We start from the raw sequence: 23,354 nt of genomic DNA on the forward strand, positions 1-23,354 counted from the left end.
TGGTGCGCCCCCGGCTGCCGCGAGCACACCCGACGGCCACCCCCGTGGGAACGAAAAAGCCCCCCGCCGCTCCTCTCGGAGTGGCGGGGGGCTTCTTCTTACGAGCTCTTAGCCGTTGTACGGGCCGTAGTCGTAGTCCTCCAGCGGGACGGCCTGGCCGGAGCCGGAGCCGAAGGGCGAGTAGTCGATGTCGTCGTAACCGACGGCCGAGTACATCGCTGCCTTGGCCTCTTCGGTCGGCTCCACCCGGATGTTGCGGTAGCGGGCGAGGCCCGTACCGGCCGGGATGAGCTTACCGATGATGACGTTCTCCTTGAGGCCGATGAGGCTGTCGGACTTGGCGTTGATCGCCGCATCCGTCAGGACTCGGGTCGTCTCCTGGAAGGAGGCGGCCGACAGCCAGGATTCCGTCGCCAGCGAGGCCTTGGTGATACCCATCAGCTGCGGACGGCCGGAGGCGGGGTGACCGCCCTCGGTGACCACACGACGGTTCTCGGTCTCGAACTTCGACCGCTCGACCAGCTCGCCCGGCAGGAGCTCCGCGTCGCCGGACTCGATGATCGTCACACGGCGCAGCATCTGCCGGATGATGATCTCGATGTGCTTGTCGTGGATCGACACGCCCTGCGAGTTGTAGACCTTCTGGACTTCGCCGACCAGGTGGACCTGGACGGCACGCTGGCCGAGGATGCGCAGCACGTCGTGCGGGTTGGTGGCACCCATGGTGAGCTTCTGGCCCACCTCGACGTGGTCGCCCTCGTGCACGATGACCTTGGCGCGCTTCGAGATCGGGAAGGCCGTCTCGTCGCTGCCGTCGTCGGGCGTGATGACGATCTTCTTCGTCTTCTCGGTCTCCTCGATCCGCACGCGGCCGGCGGCCTCGGAGATCGGGGCGACACCCTTCGGGGTACGGGCCTCGAAGAGCTCGACGACACGCGGCAGACCCTGCGTGATGTCGTCACCGGCCACACCACCGGTGTGGAAGGTACGCATCGTCAGCTGGGTACCGGGCTCACCGATGGACTGGGCGGCGATGATGCCGACCGCCTCACCGATGTCGACCAGCTTGCCGGTGGCGAGCGAGCGTCCGTAGCAGAAGGCACAGGTGCCGACCGCGGACTCACAGGTCAGGACCGAGCGGGTCTTGACCTCCTCGACGCCGTTGGCGACCAGGGCGTCGATGAGCACGTCACCGAGGTCGACGTTGGCCGGCGCGATGACCTTGCCGTCGATGACGACGTCCTCGGCCAGCATGCGGGCGTAGATCGAGGTCTCGACGTCGTCGGCCTTGCGCAGCACGCCGTCCTCGCCGCGAACGGCGATCTTCAGCTTCAGACCGCGCTCGGTGCCGCAGTCCTCCTCGCGGATGATGACGTCCTGCGAGACGTCCACCAGACGACGGGTCAGGTAACCCGAGTCGGCGGTACGCAGGGCGGTGTCCGCCAGACCCTTACGGGCACCGTGCGTGGAGATGAAGTACTCCAGAACGGTGAGGCCCTCACGGAAGGACGCCTTGATCGGACGCGGGATGGTCTCGTTCTTCGCGTTCGACACCAGACCACGCATACCGGCGATCTGTCGCATCTGCATCATGTTTCCTCGGGCACCCGAGTCAACCATCATGAAGATGGGGTTCGTCTTGGGGAAGTTCGCGTTCATCGCCTCGGCAACCTCGTTGGTCGCCTTGGTCCAGATCGCGATGAGCTCCTGCGTGCGCTCGTCCTTGGTGATCAGACCGCGCTCGTACTGCTTCTGGACCTTCTCGTCCATCGCCTCGTAGCCCGCGACGATGGCCTTCTTGGCCTCGGGCACGACGACGTCGGAGATGGCCACGGTGACGCCCGAACGGGTCGCCCAGTGGAAGCCGGCCGCCTTCAGGTTGTCGAGCGTCGCCGCCACGATGACCTTGGGGTAGCGCTCCGCCAGGTCGTTGACGATCTCGGAGAGCTGCTTCTTGCCCACCGAGTAGTCGACGAACGGGTAGTCCTCGGGCAGCAGCTCGTTGAAGAGCGCGCGACCCAGGGTCGTCTTCAGACGGAAGCTGTCGCCCGGCTGGAACTCCTGCTCGCCCTCTTCGGCGACCGGCGCCACCCAGCCGCGCGGCGGGATGGTGCCCACCGGGAAGCGGATGTCGACGGACGACTGCAGCGCGAGCTCGCCGTTGTCGAACGCCATGGTCGCCTCGGCCGTGGAGCCGAACGCGCGGCCCTCGCCCTTGGTGTCACGGAGCTCACCGTCGGTGGTCAGGAAGAACAGACCGAGGACCATGTCCTGGGTCGGCATCGTGACCGGACGGCCGTCGGCCGGCTTGAGGATGTTGTTCGAGGACAGCATCAGGATGCGGGCCTCGGCCTGCGCCTCCGCGGAGAGCGGCAGGTGCACGGCCATCTGGTCACCGTCGAAGTCCGCGTTGAACGCGGTGCAGACGAGCGGGTGGATCTGGATGGCCTTGCCTTCGACCAGCTGGGGCTCGAAGGCCTGGATGCCGAGGCGGTGCAGCGTGGGCGCACGGTTCAGGAGAACCGGGTGCTCGGCGATGACCTCTTCGAGCACGTCGTAGACGACCGTGCGGCCGCGCTCGACCATCCGCTTGGCGCTCTTGATGTTCTGCGCGTGGTTCAGGTCGACCAGGCGCTTCATCACGAACGGCTTGAAGAGCTCCAGCGCCATGGCCTTGGGCAGACCGCACTGGTGCAGCTTCAGCTGCGGACCGACGACGATCACGGAACGCGCGGAGTAGTCCACACGCTTACCGAGAAGGTTCTGACGGAATCGACCCTGCTTGCCCTTCAGCATGTCGCTGAGGGACTTCAGGGGACGGTTGCCGGGACCGGTCACCGGACGACCACGACGACCGTTGTCGAAGAGGGCGTCCACGGCCTCCTGAAGCATGCGCTTCTCGTTGTTCACGATGATCTCGGGGGCACCGAGGTCGAGGAGACGCTTCAGACGGTTGTTGCGGTTGATCACGCGGCGGTACAGGTCGTTCAGGTCGGAGGTCGCGAAGCGGCCACCGTCCAGCTGCACCATCGGACGCAGGTCCGGCGGGATCACCGGCACGCAGTCCAGAACCATGCCCTTGGGCTTGTTGCTGGTCTGCAGGAACGCGGAGACGACCTTGAGGCGCTTGAGCGCACGGGTCTTCTTCTGGCCCTTGCCGGTACGGATGATCTCGCGGAGGCGCTCGGCCTCCTCCTCGAGGTCGAAGGACTCCAGGCGCTTCTGCAGCGCGGCGGCGCCCATGCAGCCGTCGAAGTACGTGCCGAAGCGGTCACGCAGCTCGCGGTACAGGAGCTCGTCGCCCTCCAGGTCCTGGACCTTGAGGTTCTTGAAGCGGGCCCACACCTCGTCGAGGCGGTCGATCTCGCGCTGGGCGCGGTCACGGAGCTGCTTCATCTCGCGCTCGGCGCCTTCGCGCACCTTGCGGCGCACGTCGGCCTTCGCGCCCTCGGCCTCCAGCTCGCCCAGGTCGGTCTCAAGCTTCTTGGCCCGGCCTTCGAGGTCCGCGTCACGGCGGTTCTCGATCTGCTGGCGCTCGACGGAGACGTGAGCCTCCAGCGACGGGAGGTCGCGGGTGCGACGCTCGTCGTCGACGAACGTGATCATGTACGCGGCGAAGTAGATGACCTTCTCGAGGTCCTTCGGCGCGAGGTCCAGCAGGTATCCGAGGCGCGACGGGACGCCCTTGAAGTACCAGATGTGGGTGACGGGAGCGGCAAGCTCGATGTGGCCCATCCGCTCACGGCGCACCTTGGCGCGCGTGACCTCGACGCCACAACGCTCACAGATGATGCCCTTGAAGCGGACACGCTTGTACTTGCCGCAGTAGCACTCCCAGTCCCGGGTAGGACCGAAGATCTTCTCGCAGAAGAGTCCGTCCTTCTCGGGCTTGAGGGTGCGGTAGTTGATGGTCTCCGGCTTCTTGACCTCGCCGTGCGACCAGGTTCGGATGTCGTCCGCGGTGGCAAGGCCGATCCGCAGCTCGTCGAAGAAGTTGACGTCGAGCACTGTGCGTCAATCCCTCTTTCGGGGTCGAGTCTCAATCATGGTCTGAACGGTCCCGGGGATGACGGGGGGCTCTTGAGCGAGCCCCCCGTCAGGCCCGTCAGACCTCTTCGACGCTGCTCGGCTCGCGCCGGGACAGGTCGATACCGAGCTCCTCCGCCGCGCGGAAGACGTCCTCGTCGGTGTCGCGCATCTCGATGGACATGCCGTCCGAGGACAGCACCTCCACGTTGAGGCAGAGCGACTGCATTTCCTTGATGAGCACCTTGAAGGACTCGGGAATGCCCGGCTCGGGGATGTTCTCGCCCTTGACGATGGCCTCGTAGACCTTCACGCGGCCGGTGACGTCGTCGGACTTGATGGTCAGCAGCTCCTGGAGGGCGTAAGCGGCGCCATAAGCCTCAAGCGCCCACACCTCCATCTCACCGAAGCGCTGGCCACCGAACTGCGCCTTACCACCCAGCGGCTGCTGCGTGATCATCGAGTACGGACCGGTCGACCGAGCGTGGAGCTTGTCGTCGACCAGGTGGTGGAGCTTGAGGATGTACATGTACCCGATCGAGATCGGGTCCGGGAACGGCTCGCCGGAGCGGCCGTCGAACAGGCGCGCCTTGCCGGACGGGAGGACCAGGCGGTCACCGTCGCGGTTCGGGATGGTGTGCTCGAAGAGGCCGGCGAGCTCATCCTCGCGGGCACCGTCGAACACGGGGGTGGCGACGTTGGTACCGGGCTCGACACGGTCGGCCCCGATGACCTTCAGACGCTCGGCCCATTCCTCGCCGAGCCCGGAGACGTCCCAGCCGCGGCTGGCGAGCCAGCCGAGGTGGATCTCCAGGACCTGTCCCGGGTTCATTCGGGACGGGACACCCAGCGGGTTCAGGATGATGTCGACCGGCGTGCCGTCCTCAAGGAAGGGCATGTCCTCGATCGGAAGGATCTTGGAGATGACACCCTTGTTGCCGTGGCGGCCGGCGAGCTTGTCACCGTCGGTGATCTTGCGCTTCTGGGCGACGTAGACGCGGACCAGCTGGTTCACGCCCGGAGGAAGCTCGTCGCCCTCCTCGCGGTCGAAGACGCGGACACCGATGACCTTGCCGATCTCACCGTGAGGAACCTTGAGCGAGGTGTCACGCACCTCGCGGGCCTTCTCACCGAAGATCGCGCGGAGCAGACGCTCCTCCGGGGTCAGCTCGGTCTCACCCTTGGGCGTGACCTTGCCGACCAGGATGTCGCCGGCGACGACGTCCGCACCGATGCGGATGATGCCGCGCTCGTCGAGGTCGGCGAGGACCTCCTCGGAGACGTTCGGGATGTCCCGGGTGATCTCCTCGGGGCCCAGCTTGGTGTCACGGGCGTCGACCTCGTGCTCCTCGATGTGGATCGAGGAGAGGACGTCGTCCTGCACGAGGCGCTGCGACAGGATGATCGCGTCCTCGTAGTTGTGACCTTCCCAGGGCATGAACGCGACGAGCAGGTTCTTACCGAGGGCCATTTCGCCCTCTTCGGTCGCGGGACCGTCGGCGAGGACCTGGGACTCGATGATCCGGTCACCCTCGTTGACGATGACCTTCTGGTTGACCGAGGTGCCCTGGTTCGAGCGGGAGAACTTGGCGACGCGGTACGTGGTGTACGTGCCGTCGTCGTTGGCGACGGTGATGTAGTCGGCCGAGACCTCCTGGACGACACCGTCCTTCTCCGCACGGATCGAGTCACCGGCGTCGACCGCACAGCGGTACTCCATGCCGGTGCCGACGAGCGGGGCCTCCGCCTTGATGAGCGGAACGGCCTGGCGCATCATGTTCGCGCCCATGAGGGCACGGTTGGCGTCGTCGTGCTCCAGGAAGGGGATCATCGCGGTCGCGACGGACACCATCTGGCGCGGGGAGACGTCCATGTAGTCGACGTCGTCGCCGGCGATGTAGTCGATCTCGCCGCCACGACGGCGCACCAGCACGCGGTTCTCGGTGAAGCGCATGTCCTCGGACAGGCCGGCGTTGGCCTGGGCGATGACGAAGCGGTCTTCCTCGTCGGCCGTGAGGTAGTCGACCTCGTCGGTGACGACACCGTCGATGACCTTGCGGTACGGGGTCTCGACGAAACCGAACGCGTTGACGCGACCGTAGGACGCGAGCGAGCCGATCAGACCGATGTTCGGGCCTTCAGGGGTCTCGATCGGGCACATGCGGCCGTAGTGCGACGGGTGGACGTCACGGACCTCGAAGCCGGCCCGCTCACGGGACAGACCGCCGGGGCCCAGCGCCGACAGGCGGCGCTTGTGGGTCAGGCCCGAGAGCGGGTTGTTCTGGTCCATGAACTGCGACAGCTGGCTGGTGCCGAAGAACTCCTTGATGGAGGCGACGACCGGCCGGATGTTGATCAGGGTCTGCGGCGTGATCGCCTCGACGTCCTGCGTGGTCATGCGCTCGCGGACGACGCGCTCCATACGAGCCAGACCCGTGCGGACCTGGTTCTGGATGAGCTCGCCGACGTTGCGCAGACGACGGTTGCCGAAGTGGTCGATGTCATCGGTCTCGACCACGATCGAACGGCCGGACTCGCCGGTCGTCTCGGTCTCGCCGGCGTGCAGCTTGACCAGGTACTTGATCGTCGCGATGACGTCGTCGGTGGTGAGCACACCGGCGTCGAGCGGCTCGTCGGCGCCGAGCTTCTTGTTCACCTTGTAGCGGCCGACCTTCGCGAGGTCGTAGCGCTTCGGGTTGAAGTAGAGGTTCTCGAGCAGCGTCTGAGCGGCCTCACGGGTCGGCGGTTCGCCCGGACGCAGCTTGCGGTAGATGTCGAGCAGCGCGTCGTCCTGGCCCTGGGTGTGGTCCTTCTCCAGGGTGGCGCGCATGGACTCGTACTCGCCGAACTCCTCCAGGATCTGCTCGGTGGTCCAGCCGAGAGCCTTGAGGAGGACGGTGACGGACTGCTTGCGCTTGCGGTCGATGCGGACACCGACCATGTCGCGCTTGTCGATCTCCATCTCCAGCCAGGCACCCCGGGACGGGATGATCTTGGCGGAGAAGATGTCCTTGTCGGACGTCTTGTCGATGGAGGAGTCGAAGTAGACACCGGGGGAGCGGACAAGCTGCGACACGACGACACGCTCGGTGCCGTTGATGACGAAGGTGCCCTTGTTGGTCATGAGCGGGAAGTCGCCCATGAAGACCGTCTGAGACTTGATCTCTCCGGTCTCGTTGTTCGTGAACTCGGCCGTGACGAACAGCGGAGCCGCGTACGTGAAGTCGCGCTCCTTGCACTCGTCGACAGAGTTCTTCGCCGGCTCGAAACGGTGGTCGCGGAAGGTCAGCGACATCGACCCGGAGAAGTCCTCGATCGGCGAGATCTCCTCGAAGATCTCTTCCAGACCGGACTTGGTGGGGACGTCCTGTCCACTCTCAAGCGCCGACTCGACGCGAGACTTCCAGGCGGCGTTGCCGAGAAGCCAGTCAAAGCTCTCGGTCTGCAGCGCCAGGAGGTTCGGAACCTCGAGGGGCTCCTTGATCTTTGCAAAGGAGATGCGCAGCGGGGCGGTGCTGGCACCGTTGTTCGTATTGGTCGAGGCGTTGCGCGAGGCGGCCAAGAGGGGGTCCTTCCGAGGGCTCGGACTCACTACGCGCGTACCGGTCCCAGCAGACACAGAAGACAAGCCCCCCAAATCCAACCGAAAGGCCAGGTCAGGGTGGATCAATCAAGTGTGCTCAAGCGTGGGCATGTCCCTGGCGACGGGCAGGGGACAGCTAACAGGCAGCGCAAAGGGTCAGTGTAGCCACTCGGCTCACTGATGTCCAGACCAGGTTTCCGGAAACCGGCAACAGGCCTTCCCCATGTCGTTCAACCAACACTGTGTCCAACGCTGCGGCGCCCGTACTCGTACACAGAGCGCGTATCAGTACTGCCCTCTTCGTAGTCGATCCATGCCTCGGATCTCGGATCCAGGCGGTCGACCTCTCGACGGGACTGAGAATTGCGCGCCGCGTCCCGTTCGTCAAGGCCCCCTGCTCCGAGCGGATCATCTTCGGACCCTGCTCCGGAGCAACGATGATCACCCTACTCCCCAACGAGACCAGGGCAAGTCAGGCACTGCGGGTACGCCGAAGGGCGACCACCCTTACGGGTGATCGCCCTTGGATGAGGCCCTGGAGGGCCTCAGAGGTGTTACTTGACCTCGACAGCCGCGCCGGCAGCCTTGAGGGACTCGGCGGCCTTGTCAGCGGCCTCCTTGGCGACCTTCTCGAGGACCGGCTTCGGAGCGCCGTCCACGAGGTCCTTGGCCTCCTTCAGACCCAGGGAGGTCAGCTCACGCACGACCTTGATGACCTGGATCTTCTTGTCGCCGGCACCGGTGAGGATGACGTCGAACTCGTCCTGCTCCTCAACGGCGTCGGCAACGGCGCCCGGGCCGGCCGGACCGGCAACGGCGACGGCCGCGGCGGCGGTGACGTCGAACTTCTCCTCGAAGGCCTTCACGAACTCGGAGAGCTCGATGAGGGTCATCTCCTCGAACTGGGCGAGGAGGTCGTCCTGAGAGAGCTTCGCCATGATGGGCGATCCTTCCACTAATTCGGCAGGTGCCGGATGTATATAGAGGCGGGCGTAACGGCCCGCTACGACCCACGCACTAGGCGGCGTGGATCAGTGCGCGAGCCGAATTACTCGGCACCGCCCTGCTCGGCGAGCTTGACGCGAAGCGCTTCCGCGGTGCGGACGAACTTCGACGGCAGCGCCTGGAAGAGCGAGGCAGCCTGAGACTGCTTGCCCTTGAACGCGCCGGCCAGCTTGCTGAGCAGAACCTCGCGGGACTCGAGGTCCGCAAGCTTCTTGATCTCATCGGCGGTGAGCGCCTTACCATCAAGGACACCCGCCTTGATGATGAGGTTCGGGTTGTCCTTGGCGAAGTCACGCAGGCTCTTCGCCGACTCCACCGGGTCACCGGTGATGAAGGCGACCGCGGTCGGACCAGCGAAGTGCTCGTCCAGCGCGGTGATCCCGGCCTGGTTGGCCGCAATCTTGGTCAGCGTGTTCTTCACCACGGCGTACTGGGCGTTCTCACCAAGGGAGCGACGCAGCGTCTTGAGCTGCGCGACGGTGAGACCCCGGTACTCGGTCAGCACGGCGGCGTTCGAGCTCTGGAACGCGTCCTTGAGCTCGGCTACCGATGCAGCCTTGTTGGGCGTCGGCATGGTGCGTTCGCCTCCTTCCGGGTGATGAGGACCGCTCAGAAGGGGCTGAACAAGAAACGCCCCGGCGCAGGCGCCAGGGCGTGGCTCGACCGGAACGAATTCCGGGAACCTTCCACAGTCACCTACGCGGGTCGTCCGCATTCAACGGATCCTTCGGCCACCGAACCCTTGCGGGCACGGCAACGACCAGCGGTCTTTGGCTTCCGGGGAAGACTACGTGAAGGGGTGCAGCCGAGGCAAATCGCCTCAGGAGCCGAGGTCCAGACCGCCCAGTCCGGCGTCCCGGAGGGTCTTGTCGGCCTCCTTCAGCTTGCGGTCGGTCTCCTTGTTCATGTCGTCGAGGGAGACGACCTGCCCGGCCGGCGGGGCCTGGACCGGGGCGGCCGCGGCGAAGTCGGAGAACTTCGCCGTGGTCTTCGTCATGCCCTCGGCGTCCGTGCTCACGGTGTCCGCGCGGACCGGGTAGCCGTCCTTGCCGATCCACAGGTCCACCTCGAAGGTGGTGATGTGCTTCACGGCCTCGTGGAGGTACCGGCGGTTCGCCTCCTCCATGACCTTGGTGGACTCGTCCGCCCTGAGCAGGTCGGCGGTGGCGAGGCTGCCCCTGTAGTGCTCGGCGTCGACGCCGTCGGCCGTCTTCTCCGCACCGACGTGCGTGAGCTTCTCCTGGCCCAGCAGCATGGCGAGGTACTCGGCCGGGTCGTCGTTGAGCCGCACCCCCGGCTTGCCGTCCTTGGCCAGGTCCATGCTCATCCAGGACTTGCCGTCCCGGGGCTGGGCCAGACCGGTGTAGGTCATGTCGCCGATCATGATCGAGCGGGTGGCGGGCTTCTCGCTCTTGAGGATCACGTCGTGGCTGGACGGGTACCAGCCCTTGGTGCCGGACTGGCCGGTGGTCTTGCCGTCGGCCCCGACGATCGACAGCTCGGCCTTGGCGAACTTGGCGGCCGCCGTCTTCACGTAGGCCGCCTTCACCGCCTCCACGGGCGAGTGCGCCGTCTCGGCGGCCGCCTTGCCCCCGTCGGCCTTGCCGGTGCCCCCGTCGGTGCCCGCGTCGGCCTTGTCGCCTCCGCAGGCCGTGAGACCGCCTACGAGCAGTGCGGTGCCCGCCACCGCGATACCGGCCCGGATCCGGACAGCCTTGTTCATCTGGTGGTGCTCCCCCGTGAATGGATCTTTGTTCCGAAGATGCGTACGGCGCTCGGCGCGCGGGAGGGTCAGGCCCCCGAGCCGAGGTCGCCCATTTCCTTGAGCATCGCGAAGAGGTCGAGGGTCTCGTTCTCCGGCGGGGTCTGGACGGTGGCCGCGGAGCCGTAGTCCGAGTAGTGGGCGTCCATGTTCAAGGCGCCCTGCGGCGTCGCGATGGAAGCCTTCATGCGGACCGGGTAGCCGTCCTTGTTCACCCAGACGTCCATGTCGTAGCCCTTGATGCCCGACTTCTTCGTGGCCTCGACGAGCTGCGCGCGCTCGGCGTCGGACAGCACCGTGGCGGACCCGTTCGCCGCCAGCATCTCCTCGAAGGTCAGGGTGCCCTGGTAGTGCTCGGCGTCCACGCCCGAGCCGTCGACCTTCTCGGCTCCGATGTGCTTCACGTTCGGCGAGGTGAGCAGCAGGGCGAGCTGCTTGGCCGGGTCCTGGCTCTGGTCCATGCTGTTCATGCCGCTGAGCTTCTTGAGCGCCTCGGTGTCGCCGGTGGCCTCCGCGGCGGCCTTGACGTCCAGCTTCATCCAGCTCTTGCCCTCCAGCCCCGCGGACATCGGGGAGCCCTTCGGGAGCTGCATGTACATGATGTCGTTGGTCATGATCATGCGCATGGAGCCGGAGCCCGCACCCGAGGCGGGCCCGCCCGTCACGGTGAAGTCCATGACCTGCGGATCCCAGCCCTGGACACCGGACATGTCCACGGTGCCGCCGGCGCCCAGCGACGCGGGCATCGACATGGTCATGCGGACCTTGGCGGACTTGGCCGCGGAGGTCTTCTTGTACGCGGCCGTGAGCGCCTCGGTGGCGGAACCGCCCGCCGCGGGCTTGCCCGGCTGTGCGGACGACCCCGTGGGGGCCTTGCCGGCATCGTCCTTCTTGCCGCTCTCGCACGCCGTGGCACCGCCGACGAGCAGTACGGCGGCCAGTGCGGCGCCGATGGTCTTCTTCCGGTACGCGGACACGCGCATCCCCACCCCTTGGTCAATCGCTTGTTCGAGCCGACCCTACGTCTTCCCCCGGCCGGATCGCGCCCTCATTACGCCCCCGTCGGGGGATATGTGTCCCGGAACACGGAAGCGGGCCCCCCGCCACCCTGTGAAGGGGGCGAGGGGCCCGCTGTGCCACTCGGTGAGCCGTCAGGCTCAGACAGCAGCCGGGTCTTCCTCGACGAGGAGGTTCCGGGTGCGGTTCGGGTCCAGCTGGATGCCGGGGCCCATGGTGGTGCTGAGGGCGGCCTTCTTGATGTAGCGGCCCTTCGCGGCGGACGGCTTCAGACGAAGGATCTCGTCCAGGGCCGCGCCGTAGTTCTCGACCAGCTTGTCATCGGAGAAGGAGACCTTGCCGATGATGAAGTGCAGGTTCGAGTGCTTGTCGACGCGGAACTCGATCTTGCCACCCTTGATCTCGGTGACAGCCTTCGCGACGTCCATCGTGACGGTGCCGGTCTTCGGGTTCGGCATCAGGCCACGGGGACCGAGCACGCGGCCGAGGCGGCCGACCTTGCCCATGAGGTCCGGGGTGGCCACAACGGCGTCGAACTCGTTCAGGCGGTTGCCCTTGGCGATCTCGTTGATCAGCTCGTCGTCGCCGACAATGTCGGCGCCGGCGGCTTCCGCGGCCGCAGCACGGTCACCGGTCGCGAAGACCAGGACCCGGGCGGTCTTGCCGGTGCCGTGCGGGAGGTTCACGGTGCCACGGACCATCTGGTCGGCCTTGCGCGGGTCGACACCCAGGCGGAAGGCGACCTCGACGGTGCCGTCGAACTTGGTCGTGGAGGTCTCCTTGGCGAGACGGACGGCCTCGAGCGGGGCGTACAGCTTCTCCCGGTCGACCTTGGCGTCCGCAGCGCGGAGAGTCTTGCTGCGCTTCACTTCTGCTCCTGTATTTCGGCTTCAGGCATGGAGTCGTGGTGCGGACCAGCGCTTGGTCCTACCACTGATGGTGCTGGGGGGTGGCTGGATCAGCCTTCGACGGTGACGCCCATCGAACGCGCGGTGCCGGCAATGATCTTGACGGCGGCGTCGATGTCGTTGGCGTTCAGGTCGGGCATCTTCAGCTCGGCGATCTCCTTGACCTGGGCAGCCGTGAGCTTGGCGACCTTGGTCTTGTGGGGCTCGCCGGAGCCCTTCTCGATGCCCGCGTGCTTCAGGATGAGGCGCGCGGCCGGCGGAGTCTTGGTGATGAAGGTGAAGGAACGGTCGTCGTAGACCGTGATCTCCACCGGCACGACCATGCCACGCTGCGACTCGGTCGCGGCGTTGTAGGCCTTGCAGAACTCCATGATGTTGACGCCGTGCTGACCGAGCGCGGGGCCGACCGGCGGAGCCGGGTTGGCCGCACCGGCCTTGATCTGGAGCTTGATAAGCCCCGTGACCTTCTTCTTCTTGGGAGGCATTGCTCTCTCCGGGTCCTAGTGAGAGTTTTCAGCCGCCCATCCGGTCATCCGGATGGAGGCATACCGCACCACGATAACGGGTATCGGTGCGGGGCTAAAAACCGAGCAGGTCAGACCGCCCTCAACGGGGCGATCTGACCTGTCCGGAAGCTGTCGCTCAGAAGATCAGTTCTTCTGGATCTGGTCGAAGCTGAGCTCGACCGGGGTCTCGCGGCCGAAGATCTCGACGAGGCCCTTGACCTTCTTCGAGTCGGGGTTGATCTCGTTGATCGTCGCCTGCAGCGTCGCGAACGGGCCGTCGGTGACGGTGACCGAGTCGCCGACCTCGAAGTCCAGGACCTCGATGGTGCGCTTGACGGCGGGCGCGGGCAGACCGGCCTCTTCCGCGGCGGCCTTGGCGGCCTTCTCCTGCGCCTCCGGGGCGAGCATCTTGACGATCTCGTCCAGGGTCAGCGGGTACGGGTCGTACGCGTTGCCGACGAAGCCGGTGACGCCAGGCGTGTTGCGGACGACACCCCAGGACTCGTTCGTCAGATCCATGCGGACGAGAACGTAGCCGGGCAGCTTGTTCTGCCGGACGTTCTTGCGCTCGCCGTTCTTGATCTGGACGATCTCTTCCTCGGGCACCTCGGCCTGGTAGATGAACTCCTCGACGTTCAGCGAGACGGCGCGCTGCTCCAGGTTGGCCTTCACGCGCTTCTCGTAGCCGGCGTAGGTGTGGATCACGTACCACTCGCCGGGGAGCAGGCGGAGCTCCTCGCGGAGGGCCTGGATGGGGTCGACGGGCTCGGCGGGCTCGACCGGAGCGGCCTCTTCGGCCTCTTCCTCGTCGGCCTCGGCGTCGTCAGCAGCCTCGTCGACCTCGGCGTCGGCCTCGGCGTCAACCTCGGTGTCAGCCTCGTCCTCGTCGGACTCGACGTGCAGCGCGGCCTCTTCGGCGGCGACACCCGCCTCGACGTCGGCGAGCTCGGCCTCGTCGGGGTCCACAGCGTCTGCCGCCTCGACGATGTCGAGCTCGTCCTCGACGGACTCGACGGAGTCGTGGCTCGCGTTCAGGTTCGGGTCAGACACGGTGGCTGCTTCTTCCTGGATACAAAAGGTGGTGGAACATGCGAAAACGGGCGACACCATCAAGGCGCCGCCCCCCGCGGGGATCAGCCGAAGACGAACTTGATGGCTTTTTCAAACCCGAAGTCAATCACGGTCACCAGACCGATCATGATGACCACGAAGACAATCACTACGGTGGTGTACGTCGTGAGCTGGTTGCGAGTCGGCCAAACAACCTTGCGCAGTTCCGCGATGATCTGGCGGTAGAAAAGCGCGAGACGGCCCAGGGGGCCCTTCTTGCCGCGCTTGCCGCCCTTGCGGGCCTTCTTCTCGCGCGTCTCGTCCTCGGCGTCAGGCATGTCGATGGAGCCCAGGGCGTCCGTCACGTCTCTCACCTGAATCCGGGTCATGGCCGTACCGCGCCCGGTTGCGCCGCACGGCGTTGCATCTAAGTACGTACCTGCGCACACACGTCCGAGATGGAGTGTGGAGCAGGGCCGGAGGGACTCGAACCCCCAACCGCTGGTTTTGGAGACCAGTGCTCTACCAATTGAGCTACGACCCTTTGCGTCCCCCAACCTACCGCATCCGAGCGAGTGCACGGAGTGCTCACGCTCTGCAGCGGCTGGCGAGGTCCAACGACAGGTGAGTGTACGTGAACCGGGCCGTGACGTCGAACAGCACCCGAGCTGACATGCGTCGGTCCGTTGACTGAAACGGTGTGCGGCGCTTCTTTGCCGTCTGGGACGATTGCTCGTATGACCTCTGCAACGCCTTCCTCCGAGCGCCGGGTGTCCGCCCGTATCGGCGCCATTTCCGAGTCCGCCACCCTCGCCGTGGACGCCAAGGCCAAGGCCCTCAAGGCCGCCGGACGCCCGGTGATCGGCTTCGGCGCCGGCGAGCCCGACTTCCCGACCCCGGACTACATCGTCGAGGCGGCGGTCGAGGCCTGCCGCAACCCGAAGTACCACCGCTACACGCCGGCCGGCGGCCTGCCCGAGCTGAAGGCCGCGATCGCCGCCAAGACGCTGCGCGACTCCGGCTACGAGGTCGAGGCCTCGCAGGTCCTGGTGACCAACGGCGGCAAGCAGGCGATCTACGAGGCCTTCGCGGCCGTCCTGGACCCGGGTGACGAGGTCATCGTCCCGGCTCCGTACTGGACCACCTACCCGGAGTCCATCCGTCTCGCCGGCGGTGTCCCGGTCGAGGTCGTCGCCGACGAGACCACGAACTACCGCGTCTCCGTCGAGCAGCTGGAGGCCGCGCGCACCGAGCGCACCAAGGTCGTCCTGTTCGTCTCCCCGTCCAACCCGACGGGCGCCGTCTACAGCGAGGCCGACGCGAAGGCGATCGGCGAGTGGGCCGCCGAGCACGGCCTGTGGGTCCTGACGGACGAGATCTACGAGCACCTGGTCTACGGCGAGGCGAAGTTCACCTCGCTGCCGGTCCTGGTCCCGGCCCTGCGCGACAAGTGCATCATCGTCAACGGCGTCGCCAAGACGTACGCGATGACCGGCTGGCGCGTGGGCTGGGTCATCGCCCCGCAGGACGTCATCAAGGCGGCGACCAACCTGCAGTCGCACGCCACCTCCAACGTGTCCAACGTGGCCCAGGTCGCCGCGCTGGCCGCCGTCTCGGGCAACCTGGACGCGGTCGCGGAGATGCGCAAGGCCTTCGACCGCCGCCGCCAGACGATGGTGAAGATGCTGAACGAGATCGACGGCGTCTTCTGCCCGACCCCCGAGGGCGCGTTCTACGCGTACCCGTCGGTCAAGGACCTGATCGGCAAGGAGATCCGCGGCAAGCGCCCGCAGAGCTCCGTCGAGCTCGCCGCGCTGATCCTGGACGAGGTCGAGGTCGCGGTCGTCCCGGGCGAGGCCTTCGGCACCCCCGGCTACCTGCGCCTGTCCTACGCCCTGGGCGACGAGGACCTGGTGGAGGGCGTGTCCCGCATCCAGAAGCTCCTGGCCGAGGCCAAGGCCTAGGCCTGACGCGGCCCGCAGCCCGAACCTGAGCGGCGTCTCCCCTGTACGGGGCGGCGCCGCTCAGGCATATCCCCCCGCCGGCGATTGAGGCGCGGGGTCCGGGGCGGCGCCCGGAAGGCCCCCGCGCAGCGGATCCGCCCCCGCTCACGCGTTCGCGCAAGCCCCCGATCGGTAAAACCCCCTCCCGCCGAGCGCAGCGGTACGGCAGGATCACCAGATGGAGCACGCACGCGATCTCACGCTTCTGCCCAAGGCCCACCTCCACCTGCACTTCACCGGGTCGATGCGACCATCGACCCTCCTGGAGCTCGCCGACAAGTACGGCGTCCGGCTCCCGGACGCCCTCACCGCCGGCGAACCCCCCAAGCTCCGCGCCACCGACGAGCGCGGCTGGTTCCGCTTCCAGCGGCTCTACGACGCCGCCCGCTCCTGCCTGCGCGAGCCCGACGACATCCGGCGCCTGGTCCGCGAGGCCGCCGAGGAGGACGTCAAGGACGGCAGCGGCTGGCTGGAGATCCAGGTGGATCCCACCTCCTACGCCCCGCTGCTCGGCGGGATGATCCCGGCCGTCGAGATCATCCTCGACGCCGTCGACGCGGCCTCCCGCGAGACCGGCCTCGGCATGCGGGTCCTCATCGCCGCCAACCGCATGAAGCACCCCCTCGACGCCCGCACCCTCGCCCGCCTCGCCGTCCGCTACGCCGACCGCGGCATCGTCGGCTTCGGGCTCTCCAACGACGAGCGCCGCGGCATGGCCCGTGACTTCGACCGGGCCTTCGCCATCGCCCGCGAGGGCGGCCTCCTCGCCGCCCCGCACGGCGGCGAGCTCACCGGCCCGGCCTCCGTCCGCGACTGCCTCGACGACCTGCACGCCTCCCGCATCGGGCACGGGGTGCGGGCGGCCGAGGATCCCAGGCTGCTCAAGCGGCTCGCGGACCGGCAGATCACCTGCGAGGTCTGCCCGGCCTCCAACGTCGCCCTCGGGGTCTACGAGCGGCCCGAGGACGTCCCGCTGCGCACCCTCTTCGAGGCGGGGGTCCCCATGGCGCTGGGCGCCGACGACCCGCTGCTCTTCGGGTCCCGGCTCGCGGCCCAGTACGAGATCGCCCGCCGCCACCACGCCTTCACGGACGCAGAGCTCGCCGAGCTGGCCCGTCAGTCGGTACGCGGCAGCGCGGCGCCGGACGAGGTGCAGGCCAAGCTGCTCGCGGGGATCGACCACTGGCTCACCGGGTGAGCCGCAGGTCCCCCTCGTAGCAGTCGGCGCGGACCCGTCCGCCGTCCAGGAAGCCGATCTCCAGGTGGGTACGGCCCTGTTCGGGCAGGGCGAACTCGGCGACCGAGGCGACGGTCTCGCCGAGGTGCCGCAGGAAGGGGTGGTCGCCGAGGTCCTCCCCGACCTCGATGCGGCCCCACTCCCCCATGTCGTACGCCTCGTGCGGGGTGGCGGACTCGACGATGAGGCACTGGTCCGATCCTGTGGTGATCCGGATGGTGTCGCCGATGCTGTCGATCAGCCAGACGTCGAGGGGCGCCTCGGAACGTTCGCCGTCACTGATGTGCCAGGACGCGACGACTCGGCTGAGCGTGCGCCCCACGAGACGGGTGGGGTCCGTACCGGCCCCGTGCAGGGGACAGAGCATGGGCGGCCGGGGCTCCTCAGATGCTGACGCCGACCGTCACCGGCTCGTTGACCAGGGTGACGCCGAAGGCCGCGTGGACGCCCGCGACGACCTCGCGGGCCAGGACGAGGAGGTCCTCGGTGGTGGCCTCGCCGCGGTTGGTGAGGGCGAGGGTGTGCTTGGTGGAGATGCGCGCGGGGCCGGTGCCGTAGCCCTTGGTGAAACCGGCCTTGTCGATCAGCCAGGCCGCGCTGGTCTTCGTACGGCCTTCGCCGGCGGGGTACGCGGGCGGGGCGGTGTCGGGGCCGAGCCGGTCCTGGGCACGGGCGAGGAAGGCGGCGTAGGCCTCGTCGGTCAGGATCGGGTTGTGGAAGAAGGAGCCGGCCGACCAGGTGTCGTGGTCGGCGGGGTCGAGGACCATGCCCTTGCCGGCGCGCAGGCGCAGCACGGTCTCGCGGGCGGTGGCGGCGGGGACCCGGTCACCGGCCCCGACGCCGAGGGCGCGGGCGGTCTCGGGGTACTTGATCGGCGCGGACAGGCCGCCGGCGTCCTCCAGGGCGAAGCGCACGCGCAGCACGACGTAGCGGTCGGGCTGGTCCTTGAAGGTGCTGTTGCGGTACCGGAAGGCGCACTCGGCGGCGCTCAGGGTGACCGTTTCGCCAGTGGTGCGGTCGTAGGCGACGACCTCGGTGATGGTGTCGCAGACCTCCTGGCCGTACGCCCCGACGTTCTGGATCGGGGTGGCGCCGGCCGAGCCGGGGATCCCGGCGAGGCACTCGATGCCGGCGAGACCGGCCTCGACGGTACGGGCGACGGCGTCGCTCCAGTTCTCGCCCGCGGCGAGCTCCAGCGTGGTGCCGTCGAGGGTGAAGCCGGTGGTCGCGATACGCAGGGCGGTGCCGTCGAAGCCCCGGTCGCCGATGACCAGGTTGCTGCCGCCACCGATGATCAGGAGCGGGGTTCCGCTCTCGTCCGCGGCGCGCACGGTGGCGACGACCTCGGCGTCGGTGGTCGCGGTGACCAGACGGGCGGCGGGGCCACCGAGACGGAAGGTGGTCAGCGGGGCGAGGGGGGCATCGTGGAGTTCCTGCACGTGGACAAGAGTACGGTCCGCGCCCCTCGCATCCCTGCGGGGCCACGGACCGTACTCACTCGTCCCCCGTACCGGCCGGGTCAGCGGGGCGTCTCCTGCTCGGCGAGGCGGCGTTCGGCCTCGGCCCAGGTGAGCGGGAGCTCGCTGGCCGGACCGGTCCAGTAGGTGAAGGCCGACTCCTTCATGTACGTGCTCGCGGCACGGGAACTGGAACGGTGGGGCTCGCTGCGGGCGAAGCGGTAGAGCGCGTCCCGGTCCTCCCATGCGGAGAGGGTGAGGAAGGTGCGGCGCGGGACGCGGGCCCGCAGGGCGACGCCGTGGGCACCGGGTGCCTTGCGGATCTGGCGGATGATGCCGGGCGCCTTGAGGAAGAACCTGACGGCGCCGGTGAGGGTGGCGGTCTCGAAACGGGAGGCCATGACGTAGACCTCTGCGTCGGGGGCGGCCGGGGTGGGCGTGGACCAGGGAATGTCGGGCACGGCGGGCGCTCCTTGGCTGCGGGGCGGGGCGTACGGGGTGTGTACCGGGCTGTGTGCGGGCGGGTCAGCTCGCGGCCGGGACCTTCTCCGGGACGGGGGTGATCCGGCTGTCGGCGGCGGCTCGGGCGGCCTTGCCCCTGCCGGGCACCAGCAGGGCCAGGGCGGCGGCGAGGGCGACCGCGCCGGCGCCGATCCACAGGGCGGGGACGGTGCCGTCGGTGAAGGCGGTCGGCGATTCGTAGCCGCCCTGTGCGGAGAAGACGGAGGCCAGGACCGCGACGCCGAGCGCTCCGCCGAGCTCGCGCAGAGCGTTGTTGGCGCCGGAGGCCCTGCCCTGGTCGGCGGGCCGCACGGTGGACATCAGGACGTTGGCGGCGGGGGCGAAGTAGAGGGCCATGCCGATCCCGCTGAGGATCAGCGGCGGGAGCTGGGCAGCGTACGAGACGTCCGCGCTCAGGATGGCGGCGAACCAGCCGAGGCCGAGGGCCTGGAAGGCGAGCCCGGCGGCGACGACGGGGCGGCCGCCGATGCGGTCGGAGAGGATGCCGGCCAGCGGGGCGACGATCATCGGCATTCCGGTCCAGGGGAGCATGCGCAGGCCCGCTTCGGTGGGCGAGTAGCCGGCGACGCCCTGGAGGAACTGGCTGAGCAGGAAGATCGAGCCGAACATGCCGAGGAACATCAGCAGGCTGGCCAGGTTGATGCCGAGGAAGCCCCGGTCCCGGAAGAGCCGCATGGGGAGCATGGGGTTGGCGCTGTTGAGGCCGTGGTGGACGAAGCCGCCGACGAGCGCGCCGCCGACGATCAGGCCGGTCAGGACGGGGGCGCTGGTCCAGCCCTCGGAGTTGGCGTTGACCAGGGCGTAGACGATGCCGAAGAGGCCGCCGCTGATGAGCAGGGTGCCCGGGATGTCGAGGCGCGCGCCGGGGGCGGTGGACTCGGTGAGGCGCAGGCGGGCGAGCGGGATCAGGGCGAGGCCTGTCGGCACGTTGAGCCAGAAGATCCACTGCCAGGAGATGTGCTCGGTGAGGCTGCCGCCGATCAGGGGGCCGCTGGCGACGGCGAGGCCGGTGACGGCGCCGTAGATCCCGAGGGCCATACCGCGGCGGGCGGCCGGAACGGCGGCGGTGAGCAGGGTGAGCGTGAGCGGCATCATGATCGCCGCGCCGACGCCCTGCACGGCGCGGGCGGCGATGAGCGCGTCGATGCCGGGCGAGAGGGCGGCCGCGGCGGAGGCGCCGGTGAAGACCGAGAGGCCCACGACGAACAGTCGGCGGCGGCCGAAGCGGTCCCCGAGGGCGGCGCCGAACATGAGGAGGACGGCGAAGGTGAGCGTGTAGGCGTTCACCGTCCATTCCAGATCCTCCAGCTTGCCGCCGAGGTCCTCACGGATGGCGGGGAGGGCGGTGGTGACGACCAGGTTGTCGAGTGCGGCCATGAAGCTGGCCACCCCGGTGAGGATCAGGGCCCAGACGGCGGGCCCGCGGAGCTTGGTGTCCGGCTGTTGCGTGTGCACGGTTCCCCCTGCGGTTTGTTAGTTATTGCTGACTAACTTTCATGGCCAGGAAAATGCGCGCGGACAGACCGCGCGCGCTCTCACTTCTCCAGGTGGCCCGTGGTGCCTGCCGACGGGTAGAGCCCTCCCCAGACCCGGTGCCCGGGCGGGAACCCCATGGCGGCGAGGGTGTTGATGAGCATTCCGTACGCCATGAAGGTCGTGGTCTCGCCGGCGTCCCCACCGAAGGGCACGTTGACGGTGTCCCAGAGTTTCATCCAGCCCTCGCGCACGACCTCGCCGAGCTCGTGGTCCCCGGCCGCCTCGGCGGCGGCGACGGTGACGTACATCTGGAGCTGCATCTGGAGCTTGTCGGGATCCTCGGAGATCAGCCGGGTGTAGGCGTTCGCCATGGCCTGGGTGGCCTCCTCACCGTGCAGCCCTTCGGCCGCCTCGGCGAAGACCTCCCGCGTATCCCTCATGCAGCGCTCGGCCGCGGCGAGGAAGATGGCGGGCTTGTTCGGGAAGAGCCGGAAGAGATACGGCTGCGAAACCCCCACCCGCTTGGCGATCGCCTCGGTGGAGGTCCCGTAGTAACCCCCACGCGCGAACTCGTGCATCGCCGCCCGAATGACGCTCTCACGCCGCTCGTCTGCGCTCATCCTGACCATGAGGCAAAGTTAGTACGCAATCACTAACCAGTCAAGGGGACGCCGGACGGCCGAAGGCGGAAAGGCGCGGCGGAACCCACGAAGGCAGGGCGCGAGGGGAGGGACAGCAGCCGACGACCGGCGCGCCCAGGCGCACCGAGGGCCCTCTTTGCCTGCGCCTGACCGTCGCCCCGGGGTGAAAACACGCGAGACTCCGGCTATTTCGTCGTGGATACGCACGTCGAGCGTGGGACCGGGAGCGTGGGCGGCCTATGTCCAGCCCAGGACGGCCGTCGGACGCCGAGAGATGGGGAGCGCGTAGCGATGTGGTGCGCTTCCCCCGACCCGGGCCCGGGTCCGGATGGGCCCCGCCTCGGGAGCGCGCCCACCCGGGACCGGGCAGGGGGTCTCTGGCCGCCCCGTCCCTGTCTTGAGTGCCCGGCTCGTTCTTTTGGGGGCTTCCCGTCAGTCTTCGGATTTCCGGGGCGGGACGGTCGGTCAAGGGTGGCCGAAGGCCATCGCGAAGCGACGCGAGGAACGAGCGCCCTTGAGGGACCGGCCCGACACGGAGAAACGATGAGACTGACGGGAAACCCCCATACACATCACTGACCACCGCCCGAGCAGCTCCCGCCCAGCACACCGCACGCGGAAGGCGAAAGGCGGGCGCAAGGCGGGGCGCCATTCCGCGCCCCGCCTCACCCCCGCCCTGCCCTGCCCTGCTTCGCCCCACCCCTGCCCCGCCCCGCCTGGTTCGCCTGTCGGCTCAGGCCAGTTCGACCACCGCGCGGGACATGCCCAGTACCTTCTGGCCCGCGCTCGTGGCCGTCAGGTCGACGCGGACGCGGTTGTCGTCCAGCTTCGCGGCGACCTTCGCGGTGACCTCGATCAGGCCGCCCTGGTCGTCGTTGGGGACCACGACCGGCCTGGTGAAGCGCACGCCGTACTCGACCACCGCGCCCGGGTCGCCGACCCAGTCGGTGACCACGCGGATCGCCTCGGCCATGGTGAACATGCCGTGCGCGATCACGTCCGGCAGTCCGACCTCCTTGGCGAACTTCTCATTCCAGTGGATCGGGTTGAAGTCACCCGAGGCGCCCGCGTACTGGACGAGCGTGGCGCGCGTCACGGGGAAGGACGCCGCCGGCAGCTCGGTGCCGACCTCGACGTCGGCGTACTGGATCTGCGCTGCCATGTCAGGCCTCCTCGGGGGCGCGGGAGACGAGCTTCGTCCACGCCGTCACCACGTGCTCGCCGGTCTCGTCGTGGACCTCGCCGCGGATGTCGATGACGTCGTTGCCCGCGAGCGACTTCACGGACTCGATGGTGGAGACCACTGACAGACGGTCACCGGCACGCACCGGGCGGGAGTACGCGAACTTCTGGTCGCCGTGCACGACGCGGCTGTAGTCCAGACCCAGCTGGGGGTCCTCGACGACATGGCCGGCGGCCTTGAAAGTGATCGCGAACACAAAAGTCGGAGGAGCGATCACATCGGGGTAGCCGTGCGACTTCGCGGCTTCGGGATCGCTGTAGACGGGATTGGTGTCACCCACCGCAGCCGCGAATTCGCGGATCTTCTCCCGGCCGACCTCGTACGGATCGGTGGGCGGGTAGCTCCGCCCCACGAAGGACTGGTCGAGAGCCATGACTCACTACCTCCTGATGAAGGGACACGAATGCCGCAAGAACAAAGACGGGAAGACGACAAGACAGGAAGACGGGAAGACGGGAAGACAGGAACACGAAGACGGGCGGTACGGAAACGACACGAGGCCGCCCCCAATGAAGGGGACGACCTCATGACGGTGCCTGTTATTCGAGACTTCGCTGGGGTCAGCGGGTCTCGCGGTGCGCGGTGTGCGAGTTGCAGCGCGGGCAGTGCTTCTTCATCTCAAGACGGTCCGGGTTGTTACGCCGGTTCTTCTTGGTGATGTAGTTCCGCTCCTTGCACTCCACGCAGGCCAGCGTGATCTTCGGGCGGACGTCGGTGGCAGCCACGTGAGTGCTCCTTGACGGAAATTGGGACGGATGAACGCATACAAGAGTAGCCGACCGGGAGACCGACCCCGCAATCGGCTACTGTGTGTAGCGGCGACCGGACTTGAACCGGTGACACAGCGATTATGAGCCGCTTGCTCTACCGACTGAGCTACGCCGCTTTGATGTGATCAGCTCCCCACCCGAGGGTGGG

General features: G+C 67.8%; 20 protein-coding genes and 2 tRNA genes. 2 read left to right on the plus strand and 20 right to left on the minus strand.

The window, feature by feature from the left end; translation table 11 throughout:
- Positions 1–108: 108 nt before the first annotated feature.
- From Sspor_RS18750 to Sspor_RS18800, 11 genes are all read right to left on the minus strand, one after another.
- Positions 109–4,008, minus strand: coding sequence for a DNA-directed RNA polymerase subunit beta' (locus Sspor_RS18750; RefSeq protein ID WP_030725970.1), 3,900 nt, complete (start codon positions 4,006–4,008; stop codon positions 109–111).
- 97 nt (positions 4,009–4,105) lie between these two features.
- Entirely contained in the window at positions 4,106–7,588 is a 3,483-nt protein-coding gene (gene rpoB / locus Sspor_RS18755; protein WP_030008451.1) for a DNA-directed RNA polymerase subunit beta, read from the minus strand.
- 575 nt (positions 7,589–8,163) lie between these two features.
- Positions 8,164–8,547: a 50S ribosomal protein L7/L12 gene (gene rplL, locus Sspor_RS18760; protein ID WP_202200164.1), complete on the minus strand. Its 384-nt coding sequence runs from the start codon at positions 8,545–8,547 to the stop codon at positions 8,164–8,166.
- Between the two features lie 110 nt (positions 8,548–8,657).
- Complete coding sequence (gene rplJ, locus Sspor_RS18765) at positions 8,658–9,188, minus strand: 50S ribosomal protein L10 (protein ID WP_030008449.1); 531 nt, start codon at positions 9,186–9,188, stop codon at positions 8,658–8,660.
- 246 nt (positions 9,189–9,434) lie between these two features.
- Positions 9,435–10,337 carry an SCO4651 family lipoprotein gene (locus Sspor_RS18770; protein ID WP_202200165.1) on the minus strand — a complete coding sequence of 301 codons (903 nt, stop codon included), beginning with the start codon at positions 10,335–10,337 and terminating at the stop codon, positions 9,435–9,437.
- Between the two features lie 68 nt (positions 10,338–10,405).
- The gene (locus Sspor_RS18775) at positions 10,406–11,359 is read right to left on the minus strand and encodes an SCO4651 family lipoprotein (RefSeq protein ID WP_202200166.1); all 954 of its coding nucleotides are present in this window, start codon (positions 11,357–11,359) and stop codon (positions 10,406–10,408) included.
- Between the two features lie 174 nt (positions 11,360–11,533).
- Positions 11,534–12,262, minus strand: coding sequence for a 50S ribosomal protein L1 (gene rplA / locus Sspor_RS18780; RefSeq protein WP_030388881.1), 729 nt, complete (start codon positions 12,260–12,262; stop codon positions 11,534–11,536).
- Positions 12,263–12,351: 89 nt separating this feature from the next.
- Positions 12,352–12,786, minus strand: coding sequence for a 50S ribosomal protein L11 (rplK, locus tag Sspor_RS18785; RefSeq protein WP_030008445.1), 435 nt, complete (start codon positions 12,784–12,786; stop codon positions 12,352–12,354).
- Positions 12,787–12,951: 165 nt separating this feature from the next.
- Positions 12,952–13,857 (minus strand): transcription termination/antitermination protein NusG, encoded by a 906-nt coding sequence (nusG, locus tag Sspor_RS18790; protein WP_202200167.1) that lies wholly within the window; start codon positions 13,855–13,857, stop codon positions 12,952–12,954.
- Positions 13,858–13,940: 83 nt separating this feature from the next.
- A complete protein-coding gene (secE, locus tag Sspor_RS18795) occupies positions 13,941–14,222 on the minus strand; it encodes a preprotein translocase subunit SecE (RefSeq protein ID WP_030008443.1) in 282 nt (93 codons plus the stop codon).
- Positions 14,223–14,328: 106 nt separating this feature from the next.
- Positions 14,329–14,401, minus strand: a tRNA-Trp gene (locus tag Sspor_RS18800).
- A 193-nt stretch (positions 14,402–14,594) separates the two neighbouring features.
- Here Sspor_RS18800 and Sspor_RS18805 point away from each other — a divergent pair.
- Complete coding sequence (locus tag Sspor_RS18805) at positions 14,595–15,821, plus strand: pyridoxal phosphate-dependent aminotransferase (RefSeq protein WP_202200168.1); 1,227 nt, start codon at positions 14,595–14,597, stop codon at positions 15,819–15,821.
- Positions 15,822–16,038: 217 nt separating this feature from the next.
- Positions 16,039–17,058, plus strand: a complete 1,020-nt coding sequence (locus Sspor_RS18810) for an adenosine deaminase (protein ID WP_202200169.1) — start codon at positions 16,039–16,041, stop codon at positions 17,056–17,058.
- Here the strand turns inward: Sspor_RS18810 and Sspor_RS18815 are convergent.
- The 9 genes from Sspor_RS18815 to Sspor_RS18855 form a co-directional block, all read right to left on the minus strand.
- Positions 17,048–17,464: a hypothetical protein gene (locus Sspor_RS18815; protein ID WP_202200170.1), complete on the minus strand. Its 417-nt coding sequence runs from the start codon at positions 17,462–17,464 to the stop codon at positions 17,048–17,050. The two genes, Sspor_RS18810 and Sspor_RS18815, sit on opposite strands and share 11 nt — an antisense overlap.
- Positions 17,465–17,480: 16 nt before the next feature.
- On the minus strand, positions 17,481–18,620 hold the full coding sequence (locus Sspor_RS18820) for a UDP-N-acetylmuramate dehydrogenase (protein WP_266818834.1): 1,140 nt from the start codon (positions 18,618–18,620) through the stop codon (positions 17,481–17,483).
- Positions 18,617–19,015 carry a DUF3291 domain-containing protein gene (locus Sspor_RS18825; RefSeq protein WP_202200172.1) on the minus strand — a complete coding sequence of 133 codons (399 nt, stop codon included), beginning with the start codon at positions 19,013–19,015 and terminating at the stop codon, positions 18,617–18,619. Before Sspor_RS18825 ends, Sspor_RS18820 begins: the two co-directional genes overlap by 4 nt.
- A 64-nt stretch (positions 19,016–19,079) precedes the next feature.
- On the minus strand, positions 19,080–20,531 hold the full coding sequence (locus tag Sspor_RS18830; protein WP_202200173.1) for an MFS transporter: 1,452 nt from the start codon (positions 20,529–20,531) through the stop codon (positions 19,080–19,082).
- Between the two features lie 80 nt (positions 20,532–20,611).
- Positions 20,612–21,181 carry a TetR/AcrR family transcriptional regulator gene (locus Sspor_RS18835; RefSeq protein ID WP_202200174.1) on the minus strand — a complete coding sequence of 190 codons (570 nt, stop codon included), beginning with the start codon at positions 21,179–21,181 and terminating at the stop codon, positions 20,612–20,614.
- 745 nt (positions 21,182–21,926) lie between these two features.
- Positions 21,927–22,355, minus strand: a complete 429-nt coding sequence (locus Sspor_RS18840; protein WP_202200175.1) for a MaoC family dehydratase — start codon at positions 22,353–22,355, stop codon at positions 21,927–21,929.
- A 1-nt stretch (position 22,356) separates the two neighbouring features.
- Entirely contained in the window at positions 22,357–22,809 is a 453-nt protein-coding gene (locus Sspor_RS18845; RefSeq protein WP_202200176.1) for a MaoC family dehydratase N-terminal domain-containing protein, read from the minus strand.
- A gap of 187 nt (positions 22,810–22,996) precedes the next feature.
- The gene (gene rpmG, locus Sspor_RS18850) at positions 22,997–23,161 is read right to left on the minus strand and encodes a 50S ribosomal protein L33 (protein WP_003956487.1); all 165 of its coding nucleotides are present in this window, start codon (positions 23,159–23,161) and stop codon (positions 22,997–22,999) included.
- 88 nt (positions 23,162–23,249) lie between these two features.
- Positions 23,250–23,322: transfer RNA gene (locus Sspor_RS18855), tRNA-Met, on the minus strand.
- Positions 23,323–23,354 lie beyond the last annotated feature (32 nt).

The sequence above is a fragment of the Streptomyces spororaveus genome (genome assembly GCF_016755875.1).
GTDB classification, from domain to species: domain Bacteria; phylum Actinomycetota; class Actinomycetes; order Streptomycetales; family Streptomycetaceae; genus Streptomyces; species Streptomyces spororaveus.